Source organism: Pseudomonas sp. LB-090624 (assembly GCF_003205205.1).
Classification (GTDB): Bacteria; Pseudomonadota; Gammaproteobacteria; order Pseudomonadales; family Pseudomonadaceae; genus Aquipseudomonas.
Map to the genome: position 1 here is coordinate 32,777 of NZ_QJRL01000034.1, position 13,255 is coordinate 46,031.

The following is a 13,255-nucleotide window of genomic DNA, read 5'->3' on the forward strand; positions in this document are numbered from 1 at the left end:
TATTAAATCAGCGCAACGATGCCGGGAAGGGCATCCGCGGGTTTTTCGACGACTTCACTGCAGCCCTCTGGCGCCTGTGAGATCAGACGGCGGCTGGACGACACCACCCTTGTCGATCAACTGACCGCTGGCAGGCCGCAGGTAAATGTGAGCTGGTTTTTAGCCGGATCGCGGCTGACCCGTTAAGATGGTGATTCTTAAACCAGATGCAGACCACAATGCCCAACGACGCACCCATAGGCCCAGGCCGGCCCAAGGACCTGGCCAAACGCGAGGCGATTCTCGAAGCCGCCAAGGCCCTGTTCCTCAGCCTTGGTTACGCCAACACCAGCATGGATGCGGTCGCTGCGGCGGCAGGTGTTTCAAAACTGACCGTGTACAGTCACTTCACCGACAAGCAGACGCTGTTCTGCTCAGCGGTGATGGCTACATGCCAGATCCAGTTGCCTGACCTGCTGTTCGAGTATCCCGAGGGGGTACCGGTGGAAGAAGTGCTGCTAACCATTGCCCGCAACTTCCAGGCGCTTATCAGCAGTGACGAAGCGGTCAAGCTCACCCGCCTGATCATGGCCCAGGGCAGCCTGGACGCCAGCTTTGGCGAATACTTCTACGAGGCCGGACCCAAGCGCGTGCTGGCTGGGATGGAGGCGCTACTGCGCGAGGTGCATGAGCGTGGGCTGCTGTGCATCGACAACCCGCTGCGTGCGGCGGAGCACTTCTTCTGCCTGGTCAAGGGGGCCCCGGAGTACCGCTTGCTGCTAGGCTGCGCAGCGCCGCTGGAGGGGGACGAGGCCGAGGCGCATGTGCGCGAGGTGGTGGGGGTGTTCTTGCGGGCGTTCCAGCCCTGAAAACACTATCATCTGGCATGCACAATCCCCTGGAGCGGCCTTGTGTCGCGATAGGGCCGCAAAGCGGGCCGCACGATACTCGCGACATCGCTAGAACCCTGGGGCTGCCTTGCAGCCCTGTCACGATAGAAGGCCACTCCTCCTTGGAGCAGCTACAGCCAATCAGCTAGGGCTGTCGCTAAATCGGGTCCGTCAAACCAATAATCATACCTGGCATTTTTACCAGTATACGATGCGCCATTTGTCCAGCACGCTTATATCACCCTTGCGCATGAGTACATTCGCCATGGCATCAGAAAAGCTAAAGCTTTTTTATAAAGGCAGCAACATTGCCACGATGCGCACTCACGATTATCACCGTGCAGTTATCAGCGGCAGCGGCCAAAATCTATGCGAAATATCCAGCCAAAATTCACAAGCACGTTTATTGGCTACCGACGCGCAAGGCTCAACCGTCTGCATGGTGTCCACAAGCCTTACCCCAATCGCTTATAGCCCATATGGCCAAGACAGTTTGGCAGCAGGTAGCCTGGCACTACCCCGATTTACGGGGCAATGGTGGTTACCCATGGCGATCGGCTACATGCTGGGAAGCGGTTACCGAGTTTTCAATCCAGCGTTGATGCGCTTTTTCAGTCCAGACAACTTATCACCCTTTGAAAAAGGGGGAATAAATGCCTATAGATACTGTGAAAGTGAGCCAATAAACAATATCGATCCTTCGGGTCACTTTCTGATGCGAACCTTAAAAAGGTTAAAGGGCATCCACAGAAGCCAGCTGTATTCCAAACTAAACAGAATGGAGGCCCAACGCAACAGCGGGAAACCGCTTAGCAAGGAAAACAGTTTCGGAAGAAGAAAATATCGTGAACTTGAAAAATTAGCTGATAGAGACCTGGCTGATTCTAAACAACGTTTAGAACACATCGAGAACATACAAAAAGAAGCAGACAAAGAGATATCCGCCAACCCCAAGGCATATACTCAAAAGGCAATATGGGAAGCCAACGCCTCAATAAGTGCTGCATTCGAAGCACCAGCAATAGCAAATGCCGACGATTTAGCTACGCAGACACTGCTCAGTGAAATGGCAGTTGGATTTTTCAAGGGTAAGAAACGCTACTATCTACCACCCACCACCCCTACATCCATAAGGCAGTCCAGAGCTACACCATAGATACGTGCACTGAGAAGAAATTATTTATCAACTCAGTGCAACATTCCCCCTGCAAAAACACTATCCCTTCAAAGCCTTCTTCGGATAGATGTCATACCGGCTCGACTTGCCTTCCAGGCTATGGCTGGGCTTCGGCCCATCGATGATCGGTGCCTTGCGAGGGCGTTTCACCACCACCCGGTGACTGGCCAGCGCCAGGGCGGCTTCGAGCAGCGCCGGGGCATCCAGGTCATCACCCACCAAAGGCCGGAACACACGCATTTCCTTTTTCACCAACGCACTCTTGTCGCGGTGCGGGAACATCGGGTCAAGGTAGATCACCTGCGGCGCATCGCCTTCCCAACTGCGCATGCGCTCGATGGCGTTGCCAGTCAGCAGGCGCATGCGCCCGACGATGGGGCCGACCTCATCATCCGTCCGCGCCCGCGCCAAGCCATCTTCCAGCAGCGCGGCAATCAATGGCTGGCGTTCGATCAGGGTCATCTGGCAGCCCAGGCTGGCCAGCACGAACGCATCCTTGCCCAGGCCCGCCGTGGCATCCAGCACCTGCGGCCGTACACCCTGGGCAATGCCCACGGCCTTGGCGATCATCTGCCCGTTGCCGCCGCCAAACTGGCGGCGATGCGCGGCCTGGCCTTCGACGAAGTCCACACGCACCGGCCCCGGAGCCTGTGGGCCCAGCTGTTGGATCTGCAAGCCATCAACACCCACCTGCACGGCAAACCCGGCGGCCTCGTCCTGCAGCGGTAGCGCCAGGCGCTCGGCCCACGCAGCGGCCTGCGCTTCGAATTCAGCCGACAGCGCCTCGACCCGGATACCTGTGCCCTGCTCTTCCATCTTCAACACCTAGAAATTGAACCCAGCCATTAAGGTATCAGCCGTGACGGCCGATACAGGCAATATCCCGCTATTCTGCCAGAGCACAACGCGCGCGACTGCCATGTCAGATACTCTTCCCATCGGCTTGACCTATTTGTCGCCTGTCGGCAACTACAGTCAGCACAATACCCAGGCACTCGGGGGCGTCAGCCACCTGTGGCAGGATTTCTTTGCCCGGGCCATGACCGAGCAGCAGGAAGAGCCGGTAGACAGCGTCAGCCAATCGTTCGTGCAGTACGACCAGGACAGCGGCGAACCGATCGGTGGCGCACGCGCGCTGGCCATGATCGACGCCCAGCGCGCCTGCCCGGTGCACGGCACCATCGTGGCGCCGCCCGAGCCGTTGTTTCTACCCAAGGCCGAGCTTGAAGCCAAGCTGCTGCCGCCCGCCCCCGAGCCGTTCAGCGCCATGGAACTGATCGAGCAACAGCGCCAGCTCGACATCAACAACAGCTGGCTGCGCCCGGTGGTGATGAGCCAGGGTCAGCCCATCGCCGAACCCGGCCCTGGCCCTGCTCCGCGCTCGCTGTTCCTGCCCATCGCCGAGCTGGAAAGCAACTTGCTGGACCCGGCCCCGGAACCTTTCGACGACGCCACACTGGCGAAGCAGCAGAATGACCTGGAGTTCGATATCCACTGGGCACGCCCAGTGGTCCTGAACAACGTGCGCGCGTACGCCTGAGGCTAACGACAGATCTGCCAGCGCCCCATGTCCAGGTGGAAGTGGTTGCGGTGCGCAGTGTTGTAGTCCGGCCCCAATACCGTGCTGAAGCTCTCGCAAGCCGCCCGCTGTACCCGGCGCAGAAACGCCGCCTTCTGCCCACCCGCCTGCCAGTCACGCGTCAGGACAATACGCTGGCCGTCCTGCAAGCGAAAGCCGCTGATGTCCAGAGCATTGGCCGTGGCGTGCTGGCTCAAACGGCCCTGCTTGCGGTGGTAGACATTGCGGCAGGCAAAGCTGCCCAGGTGGTCGACCTGCGTCACCGCTTGCCCAAACACGTCCTGGGCCGCCGGCTGCAAGCCATGGTTTTCGAACAGGGCGTAGGCCACCGCCAATGGGCAACTGGCCAGGAAGCTGCTGCTGAGGCGCGCCTGGCCGCTTTCGATACGCCATATATTTTGCAACGGGCAGTTGGCCGAGGGCGGGCTATCGGCTTGTGCCCGGTAGCGCAGCTGGCTGGTTTCCAGTGCCTGGCGGCACAGCACCGGGTCATTGCGCAAGCGCGAAAGCTTGTAAGGCGTCAGCAGGTTGGGCGGCTGGCGCACGTCCAAGGGCGCCCATGGGTTCCACACCGCAGGCAGGCGCCAGCCCAAGTACCATGCCAGGCCGGCCACCGACAGCAGGCCGGCCAGCAGCACCAGCGCGGCCCGCATCAGCGGCGGAACAGGTCGTTTAGCTGGGCGAAGGGCAGTGCCTGTTCACCGTAGCCAAACGTACCCTCATCGCGAATTTCCAGCGCCGCCCGGTGGAAGGCCCCCAGTGCAGCACGGGCCAGTGACGAACCGACGCTGATACGACGCACACCCAGGTCCTGCAACTGGTTCACGCTCAGCGGCACCCCGGCCATGCCCATCAGCACGTTCACTGGCCGCGGGGCAACGGCCTGCACCACCGCCCGTACTTCTTCGACAGTTCGCAGCCCGGGGGCGTACAGTACATCGGCGCCAGCCTCCGCATAGGCTTGCAGGCGCAGAATGGTGTCGTCCAGGTCCATGCGCCCGTGCAGCAAGTTTTCTGCCCGGGCGCAAAGAGTGAACGGAAATGGCAGGCCACGCGCGGCCTCTACCGCCGCGCGTACGCGCTCCACCGCCAGGCCGAAGTCATAGATAGGCGCATCGCTTCGGCCACTGGCATCCTCGATGGAGCCGCCCACCAGACCCACCTCCGCAGCGCGCAGGATGGTCTGTGCGCAATTCTCCGGCAGGTCGCCAAAACCGTTCTCCAGGTCTGCAGCCACCGGCAACGGCGTGGCATCGACAATCTCACCGGCATTGTCCAGCGTGTCGTCCAGGCTCAAGGCGCCTTCGGCATCCGGGCGGCCCAGGCTGAAAGCCAGGCCGGCACTGGTGGTGGCCAGCGCCTCGAAGCCGAGGCTGGCCAGCAACTTGGCAGAACCGGCGTCCCACGGGTTGGGGATGACGAACGCTCCATCGCGCTCATGTAGAGCCTTGAAGGCTTCGGCTCGCAGGGTTTGCACATCCATGGTCAACCTCCGGCAGTCAGGGAAAGGTCAGAGTAGCCCCAGTTGTTCGACCTCGGGCGCACGTGGCAATTCCGGCAAAGGTGCCAGGCCCGGCAAACGTGCCATCAGGCGCTGGTGAAAACGCTGGGCCAAGGCTGCGGCCAAACGGTTGTCCGACGTATGCAGGAAGATATAGGGGCTGCGGCCCTCTTCGATCCAACCGGCCACTTTGTCTACCCAAGGGGTAAGGAAGGTCTCGTTGGCCTCCAGCTCGGGATGGCCGATGAAGCGTACCTGCGGATGCTGGCTGAAAGCGGCCGGACGTGGCGGTACCTTGGGCTTCTTCGACTGCGCATGCAGCACGGCTGGGTCACGTGAGGTGCAGCTGAACAACGCACGCGGGTCGAGGCAGATGCGCTCCACACCCCGCTCATGCAGCAGGCGGTTGAGCAACCGTTCTTCATCACCCTTGGCGAAAAACGCCTGGTTGCGCACTTCCACGGCCACCGGCACGGCTATTTCATCGAGAAACCGGCAAAGCTCGCCCAGCCGTGCGGGGCCGAACTGGGCGGGCAGCTGCAGCCAATACGGCGACACGCGCTGGCCAAGCGGGGCCAACAGGCGAGTGAAGTCGAAGGCGGGCTCAAGCTGGTCGCGCAGGTCGCCTTCGTGGCTGACATCGCGAGGGAACTTGGCGGTGAAACGAAAGTGCGTGGGCATTACCTGCGCCCAGCGGGCGATGGTGCCTGGGGCTGGGCGTGCGTAGAAGGTGGTGTTGCCCTCGACGGCGTTGAACACCTGGCTGTAGAAACCCAGCATCTGATTGGTGTTGGCGTCGGCAGGATACAGGTACTCACGCCAGGCGTTTTCGCTCCATGACGGGCAACCGAGAAAATAAGGCAATGGGGATGGGCTCATCCCATCAAATGTACAGGTCGAGCCCCAGTACTTCCATGTCCCAGTCGGTAAAACCGGCGGTGCTCAGGTAACTGGCCAATGCGGTGGCGGTGCGGCGGTCACGGGCGCGAGGGAAGATCATGTCTTGCTGGCGGGCGGGCAGTCCACCGCTGCGACGGCGGGCGGCTGCTTCCACGGGTGCAGACTGGCTGTCTTCGATCACCTCGGCATCATCGATGGCTTCGTCACGCGCCGATGCCTTGCGCGGGGTGCGCTTGACCGGATAGGACTGCGATGAGAAACCGTCGATACGCATGGCATGAGCACTCAGGACCAATGATGGCAATTTAGCAGCATCAGAGTTCCGTCGCTAATGCTCGAGTGATAACTGGACCACAGATCGCACAAAAGGTTTTAGAGTGAACGGCGATAACCGACGAACAGCACTCAGTGCTTCTTGGGCGTAGCTACATTATCGCGCAAATATACCGGTTGCGCCTGTTCGGCAACCATTGCCTCGCCACGCGCCCAGGCAAAGCTGGCCAAGCTGAGAATGTCCAGCGCGTTGGGCAAAGCGCCAGGGTTGCTGGCCGCCACCTGCACCGCCAGGCGCTCGGCATAGCCCCAGCCGGTACCGGCACCGAACCACTCGCCGTTGCTGCCGGCCGGCAGCGCTACCTGCTCGGGCGGCAACACCGCCTCGCGGCCCACAAGGCGCATTTCACCCGCCGTCGCCTGGTAGCAGCCCCAGTACACTTCATCCATGCGCGCATCGATGGCGGCCGCCACCTGCTGCGCGCCGTGCTCACGCAAGGCACCCTGGGCCAGTGCAGCCAGGTTGGACACCGGCAGCACCGGACGCTCCAGCGCGAAGGCCAGGCCCTGGACCACACCGATGGCGATGCGCACGCCAGTGAATGCCCCCGGGCCACGGCCAAAGGCAATGGCATCCAGTGCATTCAGCGCGACGCCGGATTCGGCCAGCAACTGCTTGATCATCGGCAGCAGCTTCTGCGCGTGCTGACGTGGAATCACCTCGTAATGGCTGGTTACCTTGCCATCATGCAGCAGCGCGACGGAACAGGCTTCGGTGGCGGTATCCAGGGCCAGCAGGGTGGTCATCGAACGGGTATCCAGATGCGAGTGAAAAAGAGCGGCAGTATAGAGCAGCAGCGCCGTTGTGTCCCCAGGGGGCGCTGTGCGGCCGTGGGTTGCGGCCCTGAAACGACAACGGCCCGCTAGCGGGCCGTTGTCGGGATGCGTCAGGCGTGGATCAGCTCAGGGCTGCCAGAACCTTGGCGGTGATGGCTTCAACCGAGCCAACGCCTTCGATGTGGCTGTACTTCGGCTTGCCGGCATTGGCGGCCGACAGCTTCTGGTAGAAGTCCACCAGTGGCTTGGTCTGGCTGTGGTAAACCGACAGGCGATGGCGAACGGTTTCTTCCTTGTCGTCATCGCGCTGGATCAGCTCTTCGCCGGTCTGGTCGTCCTTGCCTTCCACTTTCGGCGGGTTGTACTGAATGTGGTAGGTGCGGCCCGAGGCCAGGTGCACGCGGCGGCCAGCCATGCGGCCGACGATTTCTTCGTCGTCCACGGCAATTTCGACCACGGCATCGATGTCGACGCCGGCAGCGACCATTGCTTCGGCTTGCGGGATGGTGCGTGGGAAGCCGTCGAACAGGCAGCCATTGGCGCAATCAGGCTGGGCGATGCGCTCCTTGACCAGGCTGATGATCAGCTCGTCGGACACCAGTTGGCCGGCATCCATGACTTTCTTCAGTTCCAGGCCCAGCGGGGTGCCGGCCTTAACGGCGGCACGCAGCATGTCACCGGTGGAAATCTGGGGGATACCGAACTTTTCGGTGATGAACTTTGCCTGAGTACCTTTACCGGCCCCGGGAGCTCCCAGCAGAATTACGCGCATCTCGTGCTCCTCAAATTTTTTTATGAAATTCAATGGATTCGGCAAACTGGGCCGAGTCCGGAAAATCGGGTATGACCACAAATCGGTCAGAAGGCTGCTCAAGATACACAGCGCCCGGCAGCCAGACAAGCGTCCCAAAGTTGCAGGAATGCGCCACTTGCGGCTGAGCGGGCTGGCGGTTGCGCCCAGTGCAACCACCCGCCCCATTGTCGGGCCGGGCCTGTATGGCACTCGCCAGACACGACCCGGGCTCGCCCTTAGCCGGTGTTGCGCAGCCCGGCGGCAATGCCCGCCACAGTCACCAGCAGGGCCTGCTCCAACGGGCTGTCCAGAGCGGCTTCGCGGCTGCGCGAGCGGGCCAGCAACTCGGCTTGCAGGCGGTGCAGCGGGTCCAGATAGGTATTACGCAGACTGATGAATTCCAGTGTTTCGGGGCTGTGCGCCAGTAGCACCGGTTGCCCGGTCAGGCCCAGTACCACCTTGCACGACTGCGACAATAGGTCGCGCAATTGCGCACCTAAAGGAAGCAAGTGCGGTTGCACCAGACGTTCGTCGTAGGCCTCGGCGATTTGCGCATCAGCCTTGGCCAGCACCATCTCCAGCATGTCGATGCGGGTGCGGAAAAACGGCCACTGCTCGCGCATTTGCGCAAGCAGGTCAGCCTGGCCCCGCGCCAGGGCATTGTTCAGCGCCGTCTCCCAGCCCAGCCAGGCTGGCAGCATCAGCCGGGTCTGGGTCCAGCCGAAGATCCATGGAATGGCCCGCAGGCTTTCGATGCCCCCAGCGCGGCGCTTGGCCGGCCGGCTGCCCAGCGGCAGGCGCCCCAATTCCTGCTCCGGCGTCGACTGGCGGAAGTACTCGACAAAATCGGGGTTCTCACGCACTACGCTGCGGTAGGCCTTGACGCCATCGGCGGCCAGTTGGTCCATTACCTCGCGCCAGGCTGGCTGCGGTGGCGGTGGTGGCAGCAGCGTGGCTTCGAGCACGGCAGCCAGGTAAAGGTTGAGGTTTTGCTCGGCAATGCCCGGCAACCCGAACTTGAAACGGATCATCTCGCCCTGCTCAGTGGTGCGGAACCGCCCCGCCACCGATCCTGGTGGCTGCGACAGGATCGCCGCGTGGGCCGGGCCACCACCCCGACCTACCGTGCCGCCACGGCCGTGGAACAGCAGCAGCTCGACCTGATGCTCGGCACAGATGCGCACCAGGTTTTCCTGCGCCCGGTACTGCGCCCAGGCCGCTGCCGTAGTGCCGGCGTCCTTGGCCGAGTCGGAGTAGCCGATCATCACTTCCTGCGGGCCACGCAGGCCAGCACGGTAGCCTGGCAGGCCAAGCAGGCGCTGCATCACCGGCCCGGCGTTGTCGAGGTCGGCCAGGGTTTCGAACAGCGGCACCACACGCATCGGCCGGGTCAGCCCAGCTTCCTTGAGTAGCAGTTGCACCGCCAGTACGTCCGAGGCCGCACCGGCCATGGAGATGACATAAGAACCCAGCGAAGCCGCCGGTGCTGCCGCAACTTCCCGGCAGGTGGCCAGCACTTCGGCGGTATCGGCCTGTGGTTTGAAGTGTGCGGGTAACAGTGGCCTGCGGTTTTTCAGCTCGGCCTGGAGGAACTGGATGCGCTGCTCTTCGTCCCAGTCCGCATAACGCCCCAGGCCTAGGTAATCGGTGATTTCGGTCAGGGCATCACGGTGGCGGGCAGCGTCCTGGCGTACGTCCAGGCGGCCGAGGAACAGCCCGAAGGTGACTGCTCGGCGCAGGCAGTCGAGCAGCGGCCCTTCGGCGATCACGCCCATGCCGCATTCATGCAGCGACTGGTAGCACAGCTCCAGCGGCGCGATCAGGTCGCGGTTGTCCACCAGCACCTCGGCACTGGCCGGCTGGCTGCTGGCCAGTGCCGAATGGGCCCAGGCACGTGTGGCGCGCAGGCGGTCACGCAATTGCTTGAGCACGGCGCGGTAAGGTTCGGCGCTGTCACCCACCCGTTCGCGCAGCGCGTCATTGGCCTGCTGCATCGAAAGCTCGGCGGCCAGGGCATCGATATCGCGCAGGAACAAATCGGCGGCCATCCAGCGGGCCAGCAGCAGCACTTCGCGGGTGACGGCGGCGGTCACGTTGGGGTTGCCATCACGGTCGCCGCCCATCCACGAAGCGAAGCGGATCGGCGCTGCCTCGAGTGGCAGGCGCAGGCCAGTGGCCTCGAGCAAGGCCTTGTCGACCTTGCGCAGATGGCTGGGAATGGCGTGCCAGAGCGAATGCTCGATGACTGCGAAGCCCCACTTGGCTTCATCTACCGGCGTCGGCCGGGTGCGGCGGATTTCTTCAGTGTGCCAGGCTTCGGCGATTAGCCGGCGCAGGCGCTCGCGCACCTGTTGTCGTTCGGCCGGGATCAGGTCGCGGTGGTCTTGCGCGGCCAGCTGGCCGGCAATGGCGTCGTATTTCTGGATCAGCGTGCGGCGGGCCACCTCGGTGGGGTGCGCGGTGAGCACCAACTGGATGTCCAGCTTGGCCAGTTGCCGGGCCAGGGCATCGTTGCTGTGGCCTGCCTGCTTCAGCCGCGCCAGCAGCTCAGGCAGTACCCGCGCTTCGAAGGGCTCGGGCTGGTCGGCGTCGCGGCGGCGGATCAGTTGGTATTGCTCGGCCATGTTGGCCAGGTTGAGGAACTGGTTGAAGGCCCTGGCCACCGGTAGCAGGTCTTCTTCGGCAAGGTCGGCCAGGGTCGAGCTCAGTTGCTCGCCGGGGCCGCGGCGGTCGGCCTTGGCGCTGTGGCGGATATCCTCGATCTTCTGCAAGAACGCATCGCCATGCTGCTGGCGAATGGTTTCGCCCAGCAGCTCACCCAACACATGGACATCTTCACGCAAACGCACATCGATATCGGTCATTGGCCCTCTCTTCGGCGCGGCTCTGGCGCACTGCTTCCCTTTCAGCCTTTACCCGATCCCTGTGGCAGCGGGCATGCCCGCGAAGCATTCCACGCGGTGCCCGCACACAAGAGGCCGAGACATGCACCCAAGAGTGCCCACAGCCGGCCGACGATGGCAAGCCGTGATCGGCCAAAGCAAACTAAAGTGAAAGCACACACTCCCATGCAGTACAGCCTTCACAGGCGCCCATAGAGGTCATCATGAAAATCCGTGAACTCGCCCAGCACTGGGAACAGAATGCCGCCGGCACCCTCAGCCGCACGGGCCATGTGTTGCACCTGGACCTGGAATCCGAGGCGCGCCTGGCCGCGTTGATCGACATGTACCCCAAGCGCACTGCCGAGGAGCTGCTCGGCGAACTGGTAGCGGCCGCCCTGGAGGAGCTGGAGGCCAGCTTTCCGTACATACAGGGCCGCCAGGTCATCGCCACCGATGAAGAGGGCGATCCGTTGTACGAGGATGTTGGCCCTACACCGCGCTTCCTGTCGCTGTCGCGCCAGCACCTGCACAGCTTGAGCAACCACGGCGACGACAGCGAAAACTAACCCCCCGCCCCGTCATTCCGGGCCTCGCCCAGGCCCGGAATACCGCTGAGCCCTGCTAAAGTTCCGCACCCCCTCCGCTGACTGATCAGTCAGAAATAGTTATCCGATTACACGACTTTTTTCTGAACTATTGGAAAAACACTCCAGTCGGAGCCAATAGCCATCACGCTAAAACCCTGCACACCTGCACTTGTGCACCGATCAGCTGAAGCGCACGGAAATTGTCAGGGAATGAGCGATGGACTGCTACGGACATCGTCGTTATCAGGAGTGATCCAATGGAGCTGACCAACATGAAAACCCGCACTTTCAAACCGTCATCCACTCACGTGCGCGGGTTCAAGCTGGCCGCGCTGGCGCTGGGCAGTAGCCTGGTCCTGGCCGGCTGTGCGGGCAACCCGCCGACCGAGCAGTATGCGGTTACCCAGTCCGCCGTGAACTCCGCTGTCAGCGCTGGCGGCACCGAATTTGCCGCTGTTGAAATGAAAGCGGCGCAGGACAAGTTCAAGCAGGCCGAAATTGCCATGCACGACAAGAAGTACGACGAGGCCAAGCGCCTGGCCCAACAGGCCGAGTGGGATGCCCGCCTCGCCGAACGCAAAGCCCAGGCAGCCAAAGCCCAGAAGGCCGTGCAGGATGCCCGTCAGGGCGTTCAGGACGTACGTGAGGAAGGCCTGCGCAGCGCTCAGTGAGCCCTGCCCCGCCAACCTTAGCCTTCGCACACGATCAAAGGATGAACACTATGCGCAAACACGTCATGATTCCCGCCCTGCTGGCCCTGAGCGTAGGTCTTGCTGCCTGCTCGCACGACCCTAATGCCAATCTGGAAGCGGCCCGCACCAATTTCTCCTCGCTGCAGAGCGACCCGCAAGCGAGCAAAGTGGCTGCACTGGAAACCAAGGACGCCCAGGACTGGCTGAACAAGGCCGACAAGGCCTACATGGACCGTGAAGACGAGAAGAAAGTCGACCAACTCGCCTACCTGACCAACCAGCGCGTCGAAGTGGCCAAGCAGACTATCGCTCTGCGCACCGCCGAAGGTGAGCTGAAAAACGCCTCGGCTGAACGTGCCAAAGCCAAGCTGGACGCCCGCGATGCGCAGATCGCCAAGCTGCAGGACAGCCTCAACGCCAAGCAGACCGACCGCGGTACGCTGGTGACCTTCGGTGACGTGCTGTTCGACTTCAACAAGGCCGAACTCAAGAGCAACGCCTACCCGAACATCACCAAGCTGGCGCAGTTCCTCCAGGAAAACCCGGAGCGCAAGGTGATCGTCGAGGGCTACACCGACAGCGTCGGCTCGGCCAACTACAACCAGACCCTGTCCGAACGCCGCGCCAACAGCGTGCGCATGGCGCTGGTGCGTGCCGGCGTAGACCCTGCGCGCGTCGTGTCCCAAGGCTACGGCAAGGAATACCCGGTGGCTGACAACGGCAGCAACTCGGGCCGTGCGCAGAACCGTCGCGTGGAGGTGACCATCTCCAACGACAACCAGCCAGTGGCACCACGCTCGGTGAGCCAGGTTCAGCAGTAAGGCTGGCTAGCTGACGTGACAAGCCCCGCAATCGACGCGGGGCTTTTCTTTGTCCGCCGATAATGTGTTGGCGCCTGTGAGATCGAGCGCCGCCCGCGCGGCGCATCGCGAGCTGCGCTCGCTCCTACGGTTGTTTCGGGCCAGTTATTTCTGGGGGATTTGCGCGCGAACGCCTTGGTACATGGCGCGATATCGCGTCGTAGAAACAAGGCGGTGATCGTGTCCCGGGAAGTGGTGTAACTCATCATGGCTCTTGCCATTGAGTTCGCCGTTTAGTTGATCACAGCTGACAGCTTGGCTTGTGGATTATCGCTGACCGCTTCGAAGGCCTCCAACTGCAT

Annotated in this window: 14 protein-coding genes; 6 read left to right on the top strand and 8 right to left on the bottom strand. The window is 62.2% G+C overall.

Going from position 1 to position 13,255, the window contains the following annotated elements; genetic code table 11:
• Nucleotides 1-206 precede the first annotated feature (206 nt).
• Together DMX11_RS22580 and DMX11_RS22585 are read left to right on the top strand one after the other, a co-directional pair.
• Entirely contained in the window at nt 207-848 is a 642-nt protein-coding gene (locus tag DMX11_RS22580) for a TetR/AcrR family transcriptional regulator (RefSeq protein ID WP_110747037.1), read from the top strand.
• A 286-nt stretch (nt 849-1,134) separates the two neighbouring features.
• Entirely contained in the window at nt 1,135-2,025 is an 891-nt protein-coding gene (locus tag DMX11_RS22585) for an RHS repeat-associated core domain-containing protein (RefSeq protein WP_158286183.1), read from the top strand.
• A gap of 60 nt (nt 2,026-2,085) precedes the next feature.
• Here DMX11_RS22585 and DMX11_RS22590 read toward each other — a convergent pair whose 3' ends face one another.
• The gene (locus tag DMX11_RS22590; protein WP_110747043.1) at nt 2,086-2,862 is read right to left on the bottom strand and encodes a class I SAM-dependent methyltransferase; all 777 of its coding nucleotides are present in this window, start codon (nt 2,860-2,862) and stop codon (nt 2,086-2,088) included.
• A 103-nt stretch (nt 2,863-2,965) separates the two neighbouring features.
• Between DMX11_RS22590 and DMX11_RS22595 the strand changes: the two genes are divergently transcribed.
• Nucleotides 2,966-3,586 carry an energy transducer TonB gene (locus tag DMX11_RS22595; RefSeq protein ID WP_110747045.1) on the top strand — a complete coding sequence of 207 codons (621 nt, stop codon included), beginning with the start codon at nt 2,966-2,968 and terminating at the stop codon, nt 3,584-3,586.
• A gap of 2 nt (nt 3,587-3,588) precedes the next feature.
• Here DMX11_RS22595 and DMX11_RS22600 read toward each other — a convergent pair whose 3' ends face one another.
• The 7 genes from DMX11_RS22600 to ppc all read right to left on the bottom strand — a co-directional run bounded on the left by DMX11_RS22600 (nt 3,589) and on the right by ppc (nt 10,793).
• A complete protein-coding gene (locus DMX11_RS22600) occupies nt 3,589-4,278 on the bottom strand; it encodes an extensin family protein (protein WP_110747047.1) in 690 nt (229 codons plus the stop codon).
• The gene (locus DMX11_RS22605) at nt 4,278-5,108 is read right to left on the bottom strand and encodes an oxaloacetate decarboxylase (protein ID WP_110747050.1); all 831 of its coding nucleotides are present in this window, start codon (nt 5,106-5,108) and stop codon (nt 4,278-4,280) included. Before DMX11_RS22605 ends, DMX11_RS22600 begins: the two co-directional genes overlap by 1 nt.
• Before the next feature lie 27 nt (nt 5,109-5,135).
• Entirely contained in the window at nt 5,136-6,005 is an 870-nt protein-coding gene (locus tag DMX11_RS22610) for a DUF72 domain-containing protein (protein WP_110747053.1), read from the bottom strand.
• A gap of 4 nt (nt 6,006-6,009) precedes the next feature.
• Entirely contained in the window at nt 6,010-6,300 is a 291-nt protein-coding gene (locus DMX11_RS22615) for a hypothetical protein (RefSeq protein ID WP_110747056.1), read from the bottom strand.
• A 131-nt stretch (nt 6,301-6,431) separates the two neighbouring features.
• The gene (tsaB, locus tag DMX11_RS22620; RefSeq protein WP_110747059.1) at nt 6,432-7,106 is read right to left on the bottom strand and encodes a tRNA (adenosine(37)-N6)-threonylcarbamoyltransferase complex dimerization subunit type 1 TsaB; all 675 of its coding nucleotides are present in this window, start codon (nt 7,104-7,106) and stop codon (nt 6,432-6,434) included.
• 151 nt (nt 7,107-7,257) lie between these two features.
• On the bottom strand, nt 7,258-7,908 hold the full coding sequence (adk, locus tag DMX11_RS22625; protein WP_110747061.1) for an adenylate kinase: 651 nt from the start codon (nt 7,906-7,908) through the stop codon (nt 7,258-7,260).
• Nucleotides 7,909-8,165: 257 nt separating this feature from the next.
• Nucleotides 8,166-10,793: a phosphoenolpyruvate carboxylase gene (gene ppc, locus DMX11_RS22630; RefSeq protein WP_110747073.1), complete on the bottom strand. Its 2,628-nt coding sequence runs from the start codon at nt 10,791-10,793 to the stop codon at nt 8,166-8,168.
• A gap of 242 nt (nt 10,794-11,035) precedes the next feature.
• Between ppc and DMX11_RS22635 the strand changes: the two genes are divergently transcribed.
• The 3 genes from DMX11_RS22635 (at nt 11,036) to DMX11_RS22645 (ending at nt 12,914) form a co-directional block, all read left to right on the top strand.
• Nucleotides 11,036-11,380: a pilin assembly protein gene (locus DMX11_RS22635; RefSeq protein ID WP_110747075.1), complete on the top strand. Its 345-nt coding sequence runs from the start codon at nt 11,036-11,038 to the stop codon at nt 11,378-11,380.
• Between the two features lie 278 nt (nt 11,381-11,658).
• Nucleotides 11,659-12,072, top strand: coding sequence for a DUF4398 domain-containing protein (locus DMX11_RS22640; RefSeq protein ID WP_110747078.1), 414 nt, complete (start codon nt 11,659-11,661; stop codon nt 12,070-12,072).
• A gap of 50 nt (nt 12,073-12,122) precedes the next feature.
• Nucleotides 12,123-12,914, top strand: coding sequence for an OmpA family protein (locus DMX11_RS22645; RefSeq protein ID WP_110747080.1), 792 nt, complete (start codon nt 12,123-12,125; stop codon nt 12,912-12,914).
• The last annotated feature ends 341 nt before the right edge of the window (nt 12,915-13,255 follow it).

Bases quoted from the DNA above. Each gene is read 5' to 3' on its own strand.
- DMX11_RS22595 (WP_110747045.1), top strand. From the start codon at position 2,966: ATGTCAGATACTCTTCCCATCGGCTTGACCTATTTGTCGCCTGTCGGC.
- DMX11_RS22635 (WP_110747075.1), top strand. From the start codon at position 11,036: ATGAAAATCCGTGAACTCGCCCAGCACTGGGAACAGAATGCCGCCGGC.
- DMX11_RS22590 (WP_110747043.1), bottom strand. From the start codon at position 2,862: ATGGAAGAGCAGGGCACAGGTATCCGGGTCGAGGCGCTGTCGGCTGAA.
- DMX11_RS22600 (WP_110747047.1), bottom strand. From the start codon at position 4,278: ATGCGGGCCGCGCTGGTGCTGCTGGCCGGCCTGCTGTCGGTGGCCGGC.
- DMX11_RS22605 (WP_110747050.1), bottom strand. From the start codon at position 5,108: ATGGATGTGCAAACCCTGCGAGCCGAAGCCTTCAAGGCTCTACATGAG.
- DMX11_RS22585 (WP_158286183.1), top strand. From the start codon at position 1,135: ATGGCATCAGAAAAGCTAAAGCTTTTTTATAAAGGCAGCAACATTGCC.
- DMX11_RS22580 (WP_110747037.1), top strand. From the start codon at position 207: ATGCAGACCACAATGCCCAACGACGCACCCATAGGCCCAGGCCGGCCC.
- DMX11_RS22640 (WP_110747078.1), top strand. From the start codon at position 11,659: ATGGAGCTGACCAACATGAAAACCCGCACTTTCAAACCGTCATCCACT.
- DMX11_RS22610 (WP_110747053.1), bottom strand. From the start codon at position 6,005: ATGAGCCCATCCCCATTGCCTTATTTTCTCGGTTGCCCGTCATGGAGC.
- tsaB (WP_110747059.1), bottom strand. From the start codon at position 7,106: ATGACCACCCTGCTGGCCCTGGATACCGCCACCGAAGCCTGTTCCGTC.
- adk (WP_110747061.1), bottom strand. From the start codon at position 7,908: ATGCGCGTAATTCTGCTGGGAGCTCCCGGGGCCGGTAAAGGTACTCAG.
- DMX11_RS22645 (WP_110747080.1), top strand. From the start codon at position 12,123: ATGCGCAAACACGTCATGATTCCCGCCCTGCTGGCCCTGAGCGTAGGT.
- ppc (WP_110747073.1), bottom strand. From the start codon at position 10,793: ATGACCGATATCGATGTGCGTTTGCGTGAAGATGTCCATGTGTTGGGT.
- DMX11_RS22615 (WP_110747056.1), bottom strand. From the start codon at position 6,300: ATGCGTATCGACGGTTTCTCATCGCAGTCCTATCCGGTCAAGCGCACC.